Origin of the sequence: Hydrogenophaga atypica, from assembly GCF_042665215.1 — a bacterium.
Taxonomy (GTDB): domain Bacteria; phylum Pseudomonadota; class Gammaproteobacteria; order Burkholderiales; family Burkholderiaceae_C; genus Hydrogenophaga; species Hydrogenophaga defluvii_A.
In genome coordinates, this window is sequence record NZ_JBHTCA010000007.1 from 49,295 (window position 1) to 66,426 (window position 17,132).

15 protein-coding genes are annotated in these 17,132 nt (G+C 65.6%); 10 read left to right on the plus strand and 5 right to left on the minus strand.

The annotated features are described in order from the left end of the window. The first annotated feature begins 5 nt into the window (after positions 1-5). From ACFQPB_RS11890 to ACFQPB_RS11930, 9 genes are all read left to right on the plus strand, one after another. Positions 6-1,079, plus strand: a complete 1,074-nt coding sequence (locus ACFQPB_RS11890) for a CobW family GTP-binding protein (protein ID WP_382223454.1) — start codon at positions 6-8, stop codon at positions 1,077-1,079. Positions 1,080-1,253: 174 nt separating this feature from the next. Beyond that, the gene (gene dksA, locus ACFQPB_RS11895; protein WP_382223457.1) at positions 1,254-2,246 is read left to right on the plus strand and encodes an RNA polymerase-binding protein DksA; all 993 of its coding nucleotides are present in this window, start codon (positions 1,254-1,256) and stop codon (positions 2,244-2,246) included. 40 nt (positions 2,247-2,286) lie between these two features. Then, complete coding sequence (locus tag ACFQPB_RS11900) at positions 2,287-4,002, plus strand: STAS domain-containing protein (protein ID WP_382223460.1); 1,716 nt, start codon at positions 2,287-2,289, stop codon at positions 4,000-4,002. Between the two features lie 54 nt (positions 4,003-4,056). After that, the gene (hslV, locus tag ACFQPB_RS11905; RefSeq protein WP_382203919.1) at positions 4,057-4,605 is read left to right on the plus strand and encodes an ATP-dependent protease subunit HslV; all 549 of its coding nucleotides are present in this window, start codon (positions 4,057-4,059) and stop codon (positions 4,603-4,605) included. Beyond that, positions 4,602-5,930, plus strand: coding sequence for an ATP-dependent protease ATPase subunit HslU (gene hslU / locus ACFQPB_RS11910; RefSeq protein ID WP_382223461.1), 1,329 nt, complete (start codon positions 4,602-4,604; stop codon positions 5,928-5,930). The genes hslV and hslU overlap by 4 nt, the downstream gene beginning before the upstream one ends. Before the next feature lie 205 nt (positions 5,931-6,135). After that, positions 6,136-6,972, plus strand: coding sequence for a carboxylating nicotinate-nucleotide diphosphorylase (gene nadC / locus ACFQPB_RS11915; protein ID WP_382223463.1), 837 nt, complete (start codon positions 6,136-6,138; stop codon positions 6,970-6,972). Between the two features lie 159 nt (positions 6,973-7,131). Further along, entirely contained in the window at positions 7,132-9,189 is a 2,058-nt protein-coding gene (phnN, locus tag ACFQPB_RS11920; RefSeq protein WP_382223466.1) for a phosphonate metabolism protein/1,5-bisphosphokinase (PRPP-forming) PhnN, read from the plus strand. Positions 9,190-9,227: 38 nt separating this feature from the next. Continuing rightward, on the plus strand, positions 9,228-10,208 hold the full coding sequence (locus tag ACFQPB_RS11925; protein ID WP_382203911.1) for a Bug family tripartite tricarboxylate transporter substrate binding protein: 981 nt from the start codon (positions 9,228-9,230) through the stop codon (positions 10,206-10,208). Positions 10,209-10,275: 67 nt separating this feature from the next. Beyond that, a complete protein-coding gene (locus ACFQPB_RS11930) occupies positions 10,276-10,803 on the plus strand; it encodes a MarR family winged helix-turn-helix transcriptional regulator (RefSeq protein ID WP_382223468.1) in 528 nt (175 codons plus the stop codon). A 21-nt stretch (positions 10,804-10,824) separates the two neighbouring features. On the opposite strand, the gene ACFQPB_RS11935 is transcribed toward ACFQPB_RS11930, so the two are convergent. From ACFQPB_RS11935 to ACFQPB_RS11950, 4 genes are read right to left on the minus strand one after another with little or no spacing between them, the layout of a single operon-like run. After that, a complete protein-coding gene (locus ACFQPB_RS11935) occupies positions 10,825-11,931 on the minus strand; it encodes an S-(hydroxymethyl)glutathione dehydrogenase/class III alcohol dehydrogenase (RefSeq protein WP_382223471.1) in 1,107 nt (368 codons plus the stop codon). Between the two features lie 19 nt (positions 11,932-11,950). Continuing rightward, positions 11,951-13,036, minus strand: a complete 1,086-nt coding sequence (locus ACFQPB_RS11940) for a xylose isomerase (RefSeq protein WP_382223474.1) — start codon at positions 13,034-13,036, stop codon at positions 11,951-11,953. Next, entirely contained in the window at positions 13,033-14,061 is a 1,029-nt protein-coding gene (locus tag ACFQPB_RS11945) for an aromatic ring-hydroxylating dioxygenase subunit alpha (protein WP_382223477.1), read from the minus strand. The genes ACFQPB_RS11940 and ACFQPB_RS11945 overlap by 4 nt, the downstream gene beginning before the upstream one ends. A gap of 7 nt (positions 14,062-14,068) precedes the next feature. Beyond that, positions 14,069-15,274, minus strand: coding sequence for an ABC transporter substrate-binding protein (locus tag ACFQPB_RS11950; RefSeq protein WP_382223480.1), 1,206 nt, complete (start codon positions 15,272-15,274; stop codon positions 14,069-14,071). A gap of 173 nt (positions 15,275-15,447) precedes the next feature. Here ACFQPB_RS11950 and ACFQPB_RS11955 point away from each other — a divergent pair, with 173 nt between their 5' ends. Continuing rightward, the gene (locus ACFQPB_RS11955; protein ID WP_382223482.1) at positions 15,448-16,185 is read left to right on the plus strand and encodes a TetR/AcrR family transcriptional regulator; all 738 of its coding nucleotides are present in this window, start codon (positions 15,448-15,450) and stop codon (positions 16,183-16,185) included. 7 nt (positions 16,186-16,192) lie between these two features. On the opposite strand, the gene ACFQPB_RS11960 is transcribed toward ACFQPB_RS11955, so the two are convergent. Then, on the minus strand, positions 16,193-17,131 hold the full coding sequence (locus ACFQPB_RS11960; protein ID WP_382223485.1) for an electron transfer flavoprotein subunit alpha/FixB family protein: 939 nt from the start codon (positions 17,129-17,131) through the stop codon (positions 16,193-16,195). Position 17,132: the final 1 nt, after the last annotated feature.

Genomic DNA, 17,132 nt, shown 5'->3' on the forward strand with positions numbered 1-17,132 from the left:
CCGCCATGTCCCTGATTCCCGCCACCATCCTCACCGGCTTTCTGGGTTCGGGCAAAACCACGCTGCTCAAACGTGTGCTCACCGAGGCGCACGGCCAAAAGATCGCCGTCATCGAGAACGAGTTCGGCGAAGAGAACATCGACAACGAGATCCTGGTGGCCGACACCACCGAAAACATCATCCAGATGAGCAACGGCTGCATCTGCTGCAGCATCCGCGACGATTTGCGCTCCACCCTGGCCGATCTGGCCGAAAAAAAGCGCAAGGGCGAGCTGGATTTTGAGCGTGTGGTGATCGAGACCACCGGCCTGGCCGACCCGGGCCCGGTGGCGCAAACGTTTTTCATGGACGACGAGGTGGCCGAGCAGTATTTGCTGGACGCCATCCTGACCCTGGTCGACGCCAAACACGCGGCCGAGCAGCTCAACGAGCGCCAGGAAGCGCGGCGCCAGGTGGGTTTTGCGGACCAGATCTTCATCAGCAAAAGCGAACTGGTGGATGCCGAAACGCTGGACGCGCTGACCCACCGCCTCAAACACATGAACCCGCGTGCGCCCATGCGCAGCACCCATTTTGGCGAGGTGGCGCTGAAAGAGGTGTTTGACCTGCGGGGCTTCAACCTCAACGCCAAGCTCGACATCGACCCCGACTTCCTCAAGGCCGATGACCACGATCACGGACACGACCATGGGCACGATCACCATGGTCATGACCACGAACACGGTGAGCACTGCAACCACCCCTCGCACCAGCACGGGCATGGTCACCACCACCATCACGACGACGATGTGAAAAGCTTCGTTTACCGTGCCGACAAACCTTTCAACCCCGCCAAGCTGGAAGATTTCCTGGGTGCCATCGTGCAGGTGTACGGCCCACGCATGCTGCGCTACAAGGGCGTGCTCGACATGCAGGGCACCGACCGCAAGGTCATCTTCCAGGGCGTGCACCAGCTCATGGGCAGCGACCTCGGACCGATCTGGCCCGAAGGCGAGGCGCGCGTCAGCAAGATGGTGTTCATCGGCATCGATTTGCCGCGCGACATCCTGGTGCAAGGGCTGGACCAGTGCCTGGCTTGACCGCCGTGGGTGCTTGACGCGATGTTGTTTCTGTCCATACTGCGTGGCCTGGGATTCCGGTCGGAGCCTGCCGCGCGGGTGACCGCCGACAAACAGGGTATAACCTCAGGCACGCTGGAGCGGCCCCAATCGGGTGCCGCCCATTCGACGACCGGTGTTCCGAGGAGAAACACAGTGAAAGCCGCCGCAAAATCGACCGCCAAAGCCGCCACCAAGGCCAAGCCTGTGACGGCCGTCAAGACGGTCGCGGCCCAGCCATTGGCGGCCAAGGCGCCTGGGGGCAAAACCGCCGCCAAGCCGGCTCCGAAACCCGTGGCGAAGGCGGTCGCCAAGCCGGTCGAGAAGGCCGCTGCCCCCGCCGCCAAAATAGCGCCGGCCAAGCCAGCGGTGGCGCCAGCGGTCCCCGCCGCTGTGTCGAAACCGGCGCCGGCCAAGTCCACGCCGACCAAAGCGGGGCCTGCCGCTTCGCCGGGCAAGGCCGCAGCGGGCAGCACCGCTGTGGCTTCCAAACGCGCCAGCACCCCTGAGGCCACCATGCGCCCCGGCCAGGAGATTGCCGTGCAGGCCGTGGGCAAGCGGGCCGCCAAAAAAGCCATGATGGCGCAGATGGCCCAGGCCGTTTCTCTGCCCACTCACGACCCGGACGCCGCCAAGGCGACCTTTTCCTTTTCGAATGAACGTGCTATGAACACTCCCGTGCACACCCCTGTCCGCAAAGATCCCAAACTCGCCAACAACTGGAAGTCCAAACCGGTGGCCCAGTTGAGCGACGACGAGGTGTTGTCGATGCCCGACAGCGAGTACATGAACGACGTTCAGCTGGCGTTCTTCCGCCTCAAGCTGACCAACCTCAAGGCCGACATGCTGGCCAACGCCGGCGAAACCACCGAACACCTGCGTGAAGACACGGTGGTGGTGCCCGATCCGGCGGACCGCGCGACCATTGAGGAAGAACATGCGCTGGAGTTGCGCACCCGCGACCGTGAGCGCAAGTTGCTGAAAAAGATCGAGCAGGCCATCGCGCGCATCGACGCCGGTGACTACGGCTACTGCGATGAAACGGGTGAAGCCATCGGGGTGGGCCGTTTGCTGGCCCGTCCCACCGCCAGCCTGTCGCTGGAGGCCCAGCAGCGCCGCGAACTCAAGCAGAAGATGTTCGGGGACTGAGGTCCCCTGACTGGCTGACGCCTCCCATGGCGGCTGACGAATGTCCAAGGATTCGCCCGGTGGATTTCTCTCCAAGGTGGCGCAACTGGTGCGTGGCCCTGGCGCCGCGTGGGGCGACAGCGCCCAGCCCCCGGGGCAACTGACCGACAAACAGGCCCTCAAGGCAGCGATCGAGCGCAAGCGGCGCAACGATTTCGTGCGCAAGCGCGAGTTCGACATGCTGCGCACCATCCGCAAGCGCGAACAGCAGAACGCGCAAGACGTCGTGGCGCGCCCGTCTTTCTTCCAGAGCAGTGTGCCTTCGGACAACGACGGGCGCGAGCAGACGATCAAGAAGATCGACGCCATCGAGGCGCAGATGTCCACCCACTGGTGGCAGCCGGTGCCGGGCGACGAGGCGCCGCGCAGCTCGCAGCGCCTGCAGGCACCACCCACCGACATCGCCCCTTTGGGCGAAGTGGCGGCTCACCTCCAGGCGAGGCTCTACCACGCAGGCAACACCTGGGGTGCCACACAAGACGGCATCACCACGTCTTCGCAACCCCACACGCAGCCCGCCGCTGAGACCCACTGGCCACTGCCCGGCGCCAGCACCCGTGGCGGGGCCGCGAGCCAGGCACCCCACAGCCTGCCGGTGGCTTTTGGCGATGAAACCACCCATTCCCAGGCCTTGCAAGGGGCGCAGCCCGCGAGCCCTGACGAGACCGGTTGGCAGCTGGCGGCTTGCCTGCAGGTGGCGGGTGTGGAAGAGGCGGCGGTGCGGTTTGCCAACAGCGATGACGCCGGCACCGAGCGTCACCTGGGGCAGGCTGTGGCCCACACCAGCCACGGTGGGGTGGCGGCCGATTTGCGCGCGCTGTTGCTGGATTTTTTCCGCGCCACCGGACGGCGCGAGTCGTACGAGCTGCACGTGGCCGAGTGGGCGCGACAGCACGGCGACCCGGTGGTGGCATGGAGCGCCATTGGTGAAAAAGTGCCTGCCGCAGCAGCGCTGCCCGATCATGCGGTGGCCGGCGGCAGCGCACCGGCGGTGTGGACCTGCCCCGCCTTGCTCGACGTGGCCGCGGTGGCCCGCTTGGAGGCCCTGGTCGGCGCAAGTGCGGCCCACCTGGTGCTGGACTGGGGGGCGCTGGCCTCGGCCGACCCGGCGGCGGCGCAACGCCTCTTGCTGTTGTTCGAGCGGTGGGCGGAGAACGACATCGCCATCGTGTTCGTGGGTACCACCAACTTGCGCCGCAGCCTGCGCGCCAGCACACCCTCGGGACGGCGCGAGAACCACCCCGTGTGGTGGCAACTGCGTTTGGCCAGCTTGCGCCTGATGGGGCGGGCCGACGAATTTGATCTGGCGGCGCTGGACTACTGCGTGACCTACGGCGTGACCCCACCCGACTGGGGACAGCCGCGTTGCCATGTGCAACAGCTCGACAGCGTGCCAGCCATGCGCCCGCCAGCCACCGCGCCGCTGGTGGTGCCCACGGGTCGTCTCACAGGTGCGCTGTTGGGGGACGTGACCCGCGCCCTCAATGCGATTGCCCAGCCGGGCACCGGGCAAGGTGCGGTGGGGGTGGATTGTTCGGCCGTGACCCGCACCGACTTCGTGGCCGCTGGGGCCTTGCTCCAGTGGTCGGTGGCGCTCAAGGACGGCGGGCGCCAGGTCGAACTGCAAAACGTGCACGGCTTGTTGGCCGCCTTTTTCCACATCGTTGGCATCGCCGACGTGGCCCGTGTGCTGCCGCGCCCCCGCGCTCAGGGATAGGTATATTCGTCCCTCCGCCCGGCACCACGCCGGGCCTGCAATGGAAGTTGTCACATGGAATCGTTTCACGGAACCACCATCGTCTGCGTGCGCCGCCAGACGCCCGCTGGTGTGCAGGTCGCCATCGGCGGCGACGGCCAGGTCACGCTGGGTCACATCGTCGTCAAGGGCACGGCACGCAAGGTGCGCAAGCTCTACCGCGACCAGGTGCTGGCCGGTTTTGCGGGCGCCACGGCGGACGCCTTCACGCTGTTCGAGCGTTTCGAGGCCAAGCTTGAAAAACACCAGGGCCACCTGGTGCGCGCGGCCATCGAGCTGACCAAGGACTGGCGCACCGACCGCGTGCTGCGCCGCCTGGAGGCCATGCTGGCCGTGGCCGACAAGAGTGCCAGCCTCATCATCACCGGCAACGGCGACGTGCTGGAGCCCGAACACGGCATCGTGGCCATTGGCTCGGGCGGCGCCTACGCCCAGTCGGCCGCCAAGGCCTTGATCGACCACACCGAACTCAGCGCCGAGCAGGTCGTGCGCGAGTCCTTGAAAGTGGCCGGCGAACTCTGCATTTACACCAACATGAACCACACGATCGAGGTGCTTTCGTGAGCGCCATGACCCCTCAGGAAATCGTTTCCGAACTCGACCGCCACATCATCGGCCAGGCCGGTGCCAAGCGCGCTGTTGCCATCGCCCTGCGCAACCGCTGGCGGCGCCAGCAGGTGGACGAGAAGCTGCGCCACGAGATCACGCCCAAGAACATCCTGATGATTGGCCCCACCGGCGTGGGCAAGACCGAGATCGCGCGTCGCCTGGCCAAGCTGGCCGATGCGCCTTTCATCAAGGTCGAGGCCACCAAGTTCACCGAGGTGGGCTATGTGGGCAAGGACGTGGACACCATCATCCGCGACCTGGTGGACAGCGCGGTGAAGATGACACGCGAAACCGCCATGAAGCGCCAGCGCATGCGCGCCGAAGACGCGGCCGAAGACCGCATCCTCGACGTGTTGCTGCCGCCGCCTCGGGGTGACTTCGGCGTCAACCCGCCGGCACCCGACAACGCCACGCGGCAGGTCTTTCGCAAGAAGCTGCGCGAAGGCCTGCTCGACGACAAGGAGATCGAGATCGACCTGGCGCAAGCTGCGCCATCGCTGGAGGTGATGGGCCCGGCCGGCATGGAGGAGATGGCCGAGCAGCTGCGGGGCATGTTCAGCCAGATGGGTGGCGGCAAACGCAAGACACGCAAGCTGACCATCGCCGAGGCCCGTCGCCTGTTGATCGACGAGGAGGCCGCCAAGCTGGTCAACGAGGAAGAGATCAAGCAACAGGCCATCGAGAGCGCCGAACAAAACGGCATCGTCTTCATCGACGAGATCGACAAGGTGGCCTCGCGCGCCGAAGGCAGCGGCGGTGAGGTGTCGCGCCAGGGCGTGCAGCGCGACCTGCTGCCGCTGGTGGAGGGCACCACCGTGTCGACCAAGTACGGCATGGTCAAGACCGACCACATCCTGTTCATCGCCAGCGGGGCTTTCCACCTGGCCAAGCCCAGCGACCTGATCCCCGAGTTGCAGGGGCGTTTCCCTATCCGCGTGGAGTTGCAGTCGCTGTCGGTACAGGACTTTGAGGCCATCCTCACGCAAACCCACGCCAGCCTGGTGCGCCAGTACCAGGCGCTGCTGGCCACCGAAGGGGTGCAGGTCGAGTTCACGCCCGAGGGCATCACCCGCCTGGCGCAGATCGCCTTTGATGTGAACGAGCGCACCGAGAACATCGGCGCGCGCCGCCTGTCCACGGTGATGGAGCACCTGCTGGACGAGGTCAGTTTCGATGCCACCAAGCTGCAGGGCCAAACCGTGAACGTGGACGCGACCTACGTGGATGCCCGCCTGGGTGCGCTCAGCCGCAACGAGGATTTGTCGCGCTACATCCTCTGACGTGTCCGCCGCCACTGGAGTCAATGCCCGCGTCGCCACGCGGGCATTTTTTTGTGTGCAACAGGTCATATGTTTCGTAAACGAAAAATTTCCTTTGACTTTTGTGGTGCGGTTTTTATAATGAAATCATTCGCTACCGAAACATAAATCCCGCGACCATTTTCTGTCTCTCACCATCTCTCTGACACTCACCAGGAGCCACCTCATGTACGACACCTTTGCCACCGACCGCCTGATCGATCTTTGGTTGACCGAAGACATCGGCGCTTTCGACCTCACCGCCCAGACCATGATCGAGGCCTCGGAAGAGGCGTCCTTCCACATGAACGCGCGTGAACCCATGACCGTCTCGGGCATTGCGGTGGCCGCACGCGTGTTCCAGCGCTACGACCCGTCGTTGCGCATCAAGGTGCTGGTGGCCGATGGCCAGCGTGTGGAAAAAGGCGCCATCCTGTTGGAGGTGAGTGGTTCCGCGCGCAGCATGCTGACCGCCGAGCGCACTGCGCTCAACATCGTGCAACGCCTCAGCGGCATCGCCACCGAAACCGCGCGCTACGTGGACGCCATCGCCGACACCAAGGCCCGGCTGCTCGACACCCGCAAAACCACGCCCGGCCTGCGCGCGCTGGAGAAACACGCGGCCGCCTGCGGCGGTGCGCTCAACCACCGCCTGGGCCTGGACAACGGCGTGATGATCAAGGACAACCACATCGCCGTGTGCGGCAGCATCCAGGCCGCCGTGGCGCGTGCCCGCAAGGTACTGCCGGTGCTGACCAAGCTGGAGGTGGAGTGCGACCGTCTGGAGCAGGTGCGTCAGGCGCTGGAGACTGAAGTGGATGTGATCATGCTGGACAACATGTCGCTGGCCGACATGAAGGCCGCGGTGGACTTGGTGGCCGGGCGCGTGAAGCTGGAGGCGTCGGGCGGCGTGCGGCTCGAAACCATTCGCGCGATTGCCGAGACCGGGGTGGACTACATCTCCACCAGCAAGATCACGCAGTCGGCGCCCGCCGTCGACATCGGTCTCGACGACGCCCAGTGAAACAGCCCACCCCCGTCGCTTGCCCGCTGCGCGTGGCCGCATCCCCCCTCAAGGGGGCGACACCAGCCGTCCGGCAGAGCCGGCCCGGCGGTGTCCCCCGGTTCGACAGTTGCATGCGTCGCGGTTGCTGCGTTCGCGGAATGGATAACTGATATGCCCATGGGTCTGTTCGTTCTGGTGGTCGGCCCGAGCGGGGCCGGCAAAGACACCCTTCTTGACGGCGCGCGCGCCCACGCCGTGTGTGCCCAGCGCTTTCACTTTGCGCGCCGGGTGATCACCCGGCCGGCGGGGGCGCCGGGCGAAGACCACGACAGCCTCAGCGAAGCGGATTTCGCACGGCGCGAGGCACAGGGCGGTTTCCTGATCACCTGGCGTGCGCACGGCCTGTCGTATGGTCTGCCGTCCACCTTGCTCGACGTGGTGAGGGCCGGCGGCCATGTGCTGGCCAATGGTTCGCGAGGGGTGGTGGCCGAGTTGGCGCGTCGCGTGCCCCACCTGGTGGTGGTGGAGGTGACCGCCGCCAGCGAGGTGCTGGCGCAGCGCATCGCCGGGCGCGGGCGCGAGAGCAGCGAACAGGTGCTGCAGCGCCTGGCGCGCAAGGCGGACGTGTTGCCCCCGTCTGTGCCCGCGCTGCGCGCCTACAACGATGGCACACCCGCCGAGGGTGTGGAGCGGTTCGTGGAGCTGTTGCTGGGCCTGCGACTGCCCATGGCGTTGCGGTCTCTGCCTCTGCAAACGCCAGAGCCGCTGTGTGTGCTGCACCCCGACGACGCTGGGGCTGGCGGTACGCTGGAGGTGGTGGCCGTGCACGGCGGACGCAGCGAGCGTCTGCGTGTGCCCGTGACCGTGGCGGCCGATGGCAGCTGGGTGCCACCGGGCCACATTGGGCTGGATGTGCGGTCCGCCGAGCGGCTGGGTGTGCCCACGGGCGCGGCGCTGCTGGTGCGCACCGTGGCACCCGCGCGCGAGCGTGCACTCTTGCGCAAGAAGATTCGCGGCGAACCCTTGGGTGAACTGGAATACCGGCACCTGTTACGCGAGGTGGTGGATGGCCGTTTTGAACGCACCGAGCTGGCCGCCTTTCTCGTGGCGGCCACGCAAAGCCTGAGTGACGACGAGGTCCAGGGCCTGGCACGGGCCCGCGCCGCGCTGGCACAGACGCTGAGCTGGGACGAGCCCATGGTGGTGGACAAACACTCCATCGGTGGCGTGCCGGGCAGCCGCATCACCCTCATCGTGGTGCCCATCGTGGCCGCCTTCGGCCTGGCCATGCCCAAGACCTCGTCGAGAGCCATCACGTCGGCGGCTGGCACGGCCGACGCCATGGAAACCCTGGCCCGTGTGGATCTGACCGCCAACGAGGTCAGCGCCTGCGTGCGCTCGGCGCGCGCCTGCATCGCGTGGAACGGTCACCTCAACCATTCGGTGCTCGACGAGGTGATGAACGCCATCACCCGCCCGTTGGGGCTGGACTCCGCGCGCTGGGCAGTGGCTTCCATCCTGTCCAAGAAAAAAGCCGCCGGCGCCACCCATGTGGTGGTTGACCTGCCCTGGGGCCCGGGCACCAAGCTCGCCACCGAGGCGGCGGCGCACGAACTGGCCCGGCTGTTCGAGCGCACGGGCCAAGCGGTGGGTTTGCAGGTGCGCGCGCTGGTGACCGATGGCAGCCACCCCATTGGCCGGGGTGTGGGCCCGGCGCTGGAGGTGCGTGACGTGCTCGCCATCTTGCGTGGGCAAGTCGATGGTCCCCAGGACCTTCGGGCCAAGGCTTTGCTGTTTGCCTCCCACATTCTGGCCTGGCATCCCCGGGTGGGCACACTGGCCGAAGGTCAACGCGTGGCACAGGAACTGCTTGAGTCCGGTGCGGCGCTCAGGGCCTTGGACGCCATCATCGACGCGCAGGGCCGGCGTGAGTCGCCCGTGTTGCCGGGCACCTGCACCTTCGACGTGCTGGCGCCTCACGCGGGCGTGGTGGAGGCCATCGACGGTTGGGCCGTCGCTGAGCTGGCGCGTGCCGCAGGCGCCCCCTCGGACCTTGGCGCAGGTGTCGATCTGCTGTGCGAGGTGGGCGAGCGTGTGGCACAACACCAGCCTATATTGAGAATTCACGCGTCGTCGCCCCAAGGGCGCGATGCGGGTCAGCGGGCTGCCGAACGGATGGTGCGGGCCAACCCCGCCATCCGCGTTGGCAGCGAAGAAGCGTGCCTGGCGCGGTGACGCGCCGGGTGGTGTTCCATGTTCACTAAAGGTTACCCATGAAGCTCAAGATGTTGGTTCGCTCGCTCGCTTTCTCTGTCCTTGTCGCCGGTGCATTGACGGCACAGGCTGCGGGCGAGGAGACCTACCCGGACAAGCCCATCAAGTTCGTCGTGACCTTCCCGCCCGGTGGTGGCACCGACGTGTTGGCCCGCCTCATCGGCGCGGAGTTGACCAAGGCCATGGGCCAGACCGTGGTCGTTGAAAACAAGCCGGGCGCCAGTGGCAACATCGGGGCCGAGTTCGTGGCCAAGAGTCCGGCCGACGGCTACACCCTGCTGGTGGTGAACAGCAGCTACGCCATCAACCCGGGCGTGTTCAGCAAGCTGCCGTTCAACCCCGTGTCCGACCTGCGCGGTGTGGTGCAGTTCGCTTCAACGCCCTCGGTGATCTCGGCCCCCGAGGCGTCCAAGCTGCGTTCCTTCAAGGACGTGCTCGACGGCGGGAAAACCGGCAACGGGCTGAGCTATGCCTCATGTGGGGCCGGTACGCCGCAGCACCTGGCCGGCGGCTCCATCGAAGTGATGGCCGCGGTCAAGCTGGTGCATGTGGCCTACAAAGGTTGTGCCCCGGCCATGACCGACGTGGTGTCGGGCCAGGTGGACCTCGGCATCAACACCTTGGCCAACACCGTGCCCATGGTGGCTGGCAAAAAAATCCGCCCGCTGGCGGTCACATCCAAACAACGTGTGTTGTCGCTGCCCGATGTGCCGACCGTGGCCGAGTTCGGTCTGGCGGGCTACGACGTGGAACAGTGGTTTGGCATCCTCGCACCGGCCAAAACGCCCGACGCCATCGCACAGAAGCTGCACCGCGAAGTCGCCAAGATCATGGAGCGTCCCGACATCCGCAGTCGCCTGGAGCAACAGGGCTACACCATTGGTGTGTTTGGTCCCGACGTTTTCGGCGCCACCATCAAGAACGACATCGAGCGCTTCAACAAGGTGTCCAAAGCGATTGGTCTCTCGTTGGAAAACTGAGCGCCACAGCGATGGCACACAGGGCTTCTAGAATGGTCGCGTGACGACCCTTCGAAAAGGCCTTGTGATGGATCAGCGTGTGGAAACCAGCGGTGCCGACGGTGCTGTGGACGACGGCCAGGAGCGCCTCGCGCGCCTGGTGCGCAACGCTGCGCGCGCCTATGTGCGTGGCCTGCAGTTGCGGCTGGAACCGCACGACGTCAACTACGGCCATTGGTCGGTGCTGCGGGTGTTGTGGGCCCAGGACGGACTGAGCCAGCGCGATCTGAGTGAACAGGCCGGCATCACCGACTCGACCACCTTCGCGGTGGTGAAGTCGCTGGACGCCTTGGGCTACGTGGAACGCCGCCACCTGCCCGGCAACAACAAGAACGTGCACGTGTTTTTGACGCGATCGGGCAAGGCACTCAAGCGGCAGCTGATTCCGCTGGCGGTGGACGTGAACCAGGTCAGCGTGGCCGGTGTGAGCGAAGAAGACCTGCGCATCACCCGCCGCACGCTCATCCGCATCAACGAAGCATTGGCGCGGGACGAAGCCGCGCTGTTGCAGGCGGCCAAGCCTGCCCGCAAGAAGCGCCCCCGGCCCGACGCCTGAGGCGCTCAGGCGCTGGTGGGGTCAGAACTCCAGCACGGTGCGAATCGACTCGCCGGCCTTCATGAGGTCAAAGCCCTCGTTGATGCGCGACAGCGGCAGCTTGTGGGTGATCAGGTCGTCGATGTTGATCTTGCCGTCCATGTACCAGTCCACGATCTTGGGCACGTCGGTGCGCCCGCGTGCGCCACCAAAGGCCGAGCCTTCCCACTTGCGCCCCGTCACCAGCTGGAATGGCCGCGTGCTGATCTCCGCACCCGCCTCCGCCACGCCGATGATGATGCTGCGCCCCCAGCCCTTGTGCGTGCACTCCAGCGCGTCGCGCATCACCTTGGTGTTGCCAATGCACTCGAAGCTGTAGTCGGCGCCACCATCGGTGAGTTGCACGATGGCATCCACCAGGTTGGCGTGCTCTTTGGGGTTGATGAAGTGGGTCATGCCGAACTTGCGGGCCATGGCTTCGCGTGCGGGGTTCAGGTCCACACCGATGATCTTGTCGGCCCCCACCATCTTGGCGCCTTGAATGACGTTCAGTCCGATGCCACCGAGGCCAAACACCACCACGTTGGCGCCTGCTTCCACCTTGGCGGTGAAGATCACCGCACCGATGCCGGTGGTGACGCCACAGCCGATGTAGCAGACCTTGTCAAACGGCGCGTCCTCGCGGATCTTGGCGAGGGCAATTTCGGGCACCACGGTGTGGTTGGCGAAGGTGCTGGTGCCCATGTAGTGCAGGATGGGCTGGCCATCGATGGAGAAGCGGCTGCTGGCGTCGGGCATCAGGCCTTTGCCCTGGGTGCCGCGGATGAGCTGGCACAGGTTGGTTTTGCGGCTCAGGCAGAACTTGCACTGGCGGCATTCGGGGGTGTAGAGGGGGATGACGTGGTCGCCCTTCTTGAGGGTGGTCACGCCGGGGCCCACGTCCACCACGATGCCCGCGCCTTCGTGGCCGAGGATGGCGGGGAACAGGCCTTCGGGGTCGGCACCGCTGAGGGTGTAGTAGTCGGTGTGACAGATGCCGGTGGCCTTGATCTCCACCAACACTTCACCGAACTTGGGGCCTTGCAGGTCCACGGTTTCGATCGTCAGCGGGGCACCTGCTTTCCAGGCAACGGCGGCTTGGGTTTTCATGGGCATGAAGTCAAAAGGTTCAGAGCAATCCGGCGGCATGAAGTGCCACGGTTTCGTCCCAGGCGCGGCGCACGAATTTGGCCGCTTCGATGTTTTGTTGCAGCAGGTTGTAGCGCGCGCCCAGGCCGTAGTCGGGCAGGTTGATCATCTCGGTGGTGATGTAACGCAGCGGGCTGTTGGGGTGGGTGATGTGGTAGCGCAACGCCAGGCGGATGGCTTCTTTGGAGGGTTCGAGCTGCCAGGCGTTCCAGGGCGAATGCCACTCGCCGGGCGCGGGCTTGGTGATGGGGTATTGGATGCCCCGCGCGTACTGTGCGCCGGCCTCGGGCACGGTGGCGGGGAAGGGCAGGGCGGGGTCGGTCGCGGCGTCGTCCAGCCGGTGCCAGAGGTTGGTCGGCTGGTTGGGTGCCACGGTGCGCAACTGTGTCCAGCAGACCATGCCCATGTCCAGCCAGCGCTGGCACAGGTTGCCGGGCTCGAAGGGGTCGAGCACCACCTCGCCCCGTTCCACCGCCTGGCGCACACCCGATAAGTCCAGCTCCTGGGGGTTACCGATCTTGAAGTTGACGTGGCTGTAGTCCAGCGTGAAGTGAAAGGGGATGCCCCGGCCCTGCACAGCACGCGCCACACGCTCCACCTGCAGGAAGTCCTCGGTCCACATGTTGACGTGCAGTTCGAAGCTGGGCGCCACACCCAGCGCCATGCCGGCGTCATACACCTGCAGGTAGTGATCCACCACCTCGTCGTCGGTCAGCTTGTGGCCGTCGGCGTGGTGGGTGAAGGTCATGATGTTGTGCACCCGTGCACCCACCTCGCGGCAGATTTTCAGGTTGTCCATCAGCAGGGCGTGCTCGGCCGCGTCACCCAGGCGGTAGAACCAGCTGGCCGTGTGCACCGGCAGGTCGAACTCGGCCATGGCCTGGGTGTACTCGTGCAGGTTGCTGCGCAGCGGCAAGCGGTCGAAATAGTCGAACACCTCGGCTTCTTTGACGAGGCGGAACTGTTCGCGTATGGGCAGCTCGGCCAGGCCCACGGGTTGCGTCAAGGACGAGGGCTGCACGCCCCGGCCGTTGCAGCCGATGAGAAAGGGGGGCTGGGTTGTCACGCTGCCCCCGCCTCGCTGCCCACCATGTCGTCCACCAGGCGGCGCATGCGGCGCGGTGAGATGTCGATGGCGATCTTGATGGTGCGCCGTTCGGGCATGCGTTGCTCGTTGGCGTGGATGGCCTCCAGGATGGCTTTGTCTTCGGCAAAGGCGGTGCGGAAGTCGGCCGACAGGGCGGCGTTGACCTCGGGGCTGGCCTGGAAGTTCTTCACGTGCAGCCAGTGGTCGATGCAGCGGTTCTGGTCCACCGGGGTGATGAAGTGGCAGGCGTAAATCTGCATGCAGTTGTCGCGCCGGCCCTCGGGGGCGCCGGTGCCGGTGTCGGCGGTGCCAAAGTCGATGATGGCGATGCTGGGCGCGTGGTAGTGGTAGTAGTGCCAGCGGTCCACGTTGCCTTTGAAGTGGCCGTACTTGGCGAACAAGGGGATGGGCGGGGCGTCGATGATCCAGCGCCAGGTCAGCACCTTGCCCTCTTGCACCTCGCTGTGCACGGGCACGTCTTCGCTGGCCGCGTTGCCCAGGGTGCTCAGGTGCACAAAGCTCACGTGTGAGGGGTCACACAGGTTGTCGGCCAGGTTGAGGTAGTGGGCGCCGATCTCCAGTGCATCGCCCTCCACCGCGCTCCAGGCGGGGTCGTGGTACTGGGGCAGGTCGAACACCTTGCTGCGGTCGGCCAGGGTGGGGTCGCCCATCCAGATCCACACCAGGCCCATGTTCTCGTGCGTGGGGTAGGTGCGCACCACCGCGTTGCCGGGGATCTGTGTCTGTCCAGGGATGCGCACACATGCGCCGGTGCAGTCGTAGGTCATGCCGTGGTAGCCACACTCGATGGCGTCGCCCTTGAGTTTGCCCATGGACAAGGGCATCAGCCGGTGCGGGCAGGCGTCTTCCATGGCCACCACCTGGCCGGCCTCGGTGCGGTACAGCACCACCCGCTGCTCAACGATCTGATGGGCGCTCAGCGCGCGACCCACGTTGCGCGACCAGGTCAACGGGTACCAGGTGTTCAGTACGTATGGGCTCATGGTGTCCTCACTTGGCGGTGCGCAGGCGGGCGATGTCGGCGTCGGGCAGGGTGAGCTGGGCGCCATCGATGTAGGTGCCGTTTTTCATCACGCCCTTGCCGTTGACCAACGCGGTGCGGCCCACATAAATGCCCAGGGTGGACTGGTTGTCCTGCGGGCGGAACACCACCGGACCGAAGGGCGAGTCGAAACCCAGGCCCTTGAAGGCGGTGATGAGCTTTTCAGCTTCCACCGAGCCGGCCTTTCGGATGCCAGCCGCCAGGGCCTGCATGGTGGCGTATCCCACCACCGAGTTCAGGCGCGGGTACTCGCCGTACTTCTTCTGGTAGGCGTTGTAGAAGGCCTGGTGGGCGGGGGTGTTGATGAGCTGGTAGGGGTAGCCGGTCACCAGCCAGTCTTCGGGGGCGTCGTCCTTGAGCGGGTCCATGTACTCGGGTTCGCCGGTCAGCAGGCTCACCACCAGCCGGTTCTTGAACAGGCCACGCGTTTTGCCCTCGCGGGCGAACTTGGTCAGGTCGGCGCCAAACAGCACATTGAAGATGGCATCGGGCTTGGCATCTTCGAGCGCCTGCACCACCGCGCCCGCGTCGAGCTTGCCGAAGGGCGGCGCCTGCTCGGTCACGAACTCCACGTCGGGTTGGGCTATTTTCAGCGCGGTCTTGAAGGTGGCGATGGCGGCCTGTCCGTATTCGTAGTTAGGGTAGACCAGGGCCCAGCGCTTTTTCTTGGCCTTGGCGGCCTCTTCCACCACCGACGCCGCCAGGGCGTGGGTGCCCGAGCGCAGGCGGTAGGTGTAGCGGTTGCCGTTGTCCCACACCACTTTGTCGCTCAAGGGGCCCGACGCGAGGAAGAAGGCCTTGCGCTGGGCCGCGAAGTCGGCCACTGCCAAGCCCACGTTGGACAGCGTGACACCGGCCAGCACGTCCACCCGTTCGCGCGACACCAGTTCCTCGGCCGCGCGCACCGCGTCGCCCGGGTTGGCGTTGTCGTCGCGGAAGATGGTTTCCACCTTGCGGCCCAGCAGGCCGCCGCTGTTGTTCACTTCGTCCTGCGCCAGCTCCCAGCCCTTGCGGTAAGGGCCCATGAGCGCGGGCAGGGCCTTGTAGCTGTTGAGCTCGCCGATCTTGATGGGCGCGGGCTGCGCGTGCGACAGGCCACTGCACGCGGTCCACAGACCGGCCAGCAGGCCCACGGTTTTCAAAAAGCCTTTCATGTGCGTTCTCCTTGGGTGGGTAGGAAACTGACGGGGATTTGATCTGCCGCAAACATGGCCTGAGTTGTTTGTGTTGAACTCACTCCATTTATGTAGAGACTACTTCATAACTTGAACCTTGTAAACTGGCAGGCATCACCGCGCCTGGTTTTTTCCGGGCCACAAGCGAACACATGAAAAAGAACAAAGACGGAACTGAGGCAAAGGCACCCGCCGCCAGCGACACCGTGCCGGCGCGCAAACGCGTGGCTACCAAGGCCGTGGGCGCCCCCACGCGGCCACCCGCTTCGCGCAGGCGCAGCCCGGAGGAAGTGCAGGCGCGCATCCTCGCAGCGGCGACCTTCGAGTTCGCCGAGCACAGTTTTTCGGGGGCGCGCATTGACCGCATCAGCAAGCGGGCCAAAACGGTGGACCGCATGCTGTACTACTACTTCGGCAGCAAGGAGCGTCTGTACCAGGCCGTGCTGGAGCAGGGCTACGCCGAGCTGATCGCGGCGCAGCGGGATTTCGAGTTCGATGAGGCCGACCCGGTCAAGGGCATGCGCGAACTGGTGCGCCACTCGTGGCAGCACTACCTCAACCACCCACAGCTGGTGCGCCTGCTGGTGACGGAGAACCTGTTGCGGGCGAAGTACCTCAAGAAGTCATCGCGAATCAAAGGCACGCTCATGCCCTTGATGGAGCGCGCCAGCAGCGTGTTGGCTGCCGGGCAGAAGGCGGGTGTGTTTCGGCGCGATGCCGACCCACAGCGCATCCTGATGACGGTGATGTCGCTGGGGTTTTTCTACCTGTCCAACCAGTTCACCACCTCACATTGGCTGGAGGTGGACCTGATGGAGCCGAAGCGTCTGTTGGCGTGGGAAAACCACATCTGCGAGGTGGTGCTGGACCACCTCACCCACGGCGTCTGATGTGGGCTCAGAGCGCCTTGACCAGCTCCGGCACAGCCGTGAACAGATCCGCCTCCAAGCCATAGTCGGCCACCGAGAAGATGGGGGCCTCAGGGTCCTTGTTGATCGCCACGATCACCTTGGAGTCCTTCATGCCCGCCAAATGCTGGATGGCGCCCGAGATGCCCGCGGCGATGTAGAGCTGAGGCGCCACGATCTTGCCCGTCTGGCCCACCTGCAGGTCGTTGGCCGCGTAGCCCGCGTCCACCGCCGCACGGCTGGCACCAATGGCCGCGCCCAGCTTGTCGGCCAGCGGCGTCATGACTTCATTGAACTTCTCGCTGGAGCCCAGCGCCCGGCCACCCGAGACAATGATCTTGGCGGCGGTCAGTTCGGGCCGCTCGCTCTTGGCGATCTCGTTGCCCACGAACGTGCTCTTGCCGCTGGCGGTTTGAGCGGGTGCGGTTTCCACAGCGGCTGCGCCGCCCGTTGCAGCAGCGGCGTCAAAGCCGGTGGTGCGCACGGTGAGCACCTTGGTCGCGTCCAGGCTCTGCACCGTGGCAATGGCGTTGCCCGCGTAGATGGGGCGCTCGAAGGTGTCGGCGGCAATCACCTTGGTGATGTCGCTGACCTGGGCCACGTCCAGCTTCGCGGCCACGCGCGGGGCCACGTTCTTGCCACTGGCGGTGGCGGGGAACAGGAGGTGGCTGTAGCCGGAGGCGATCGCCAGGACTTGGGCAGCGACGTTCTCGGCCAGACCATGGGCCAGGCCGGCGTCGTCAGCGTGGATGACCTTGCTCACACCGGCGATCTGTGCGGCCTGTGCGGCAGCGGCAGCGGCAGCGGTGTTGTGCCCGGCCACCAGCACGTGCACATCACCCCCGCAGGCCAGGGCTGCGGTCACGGTGTTGAGGGTGGCGCCTTTGATGGCGTTGTTGTCGTGTTCGGCAATAACAAGTGCTGTCATG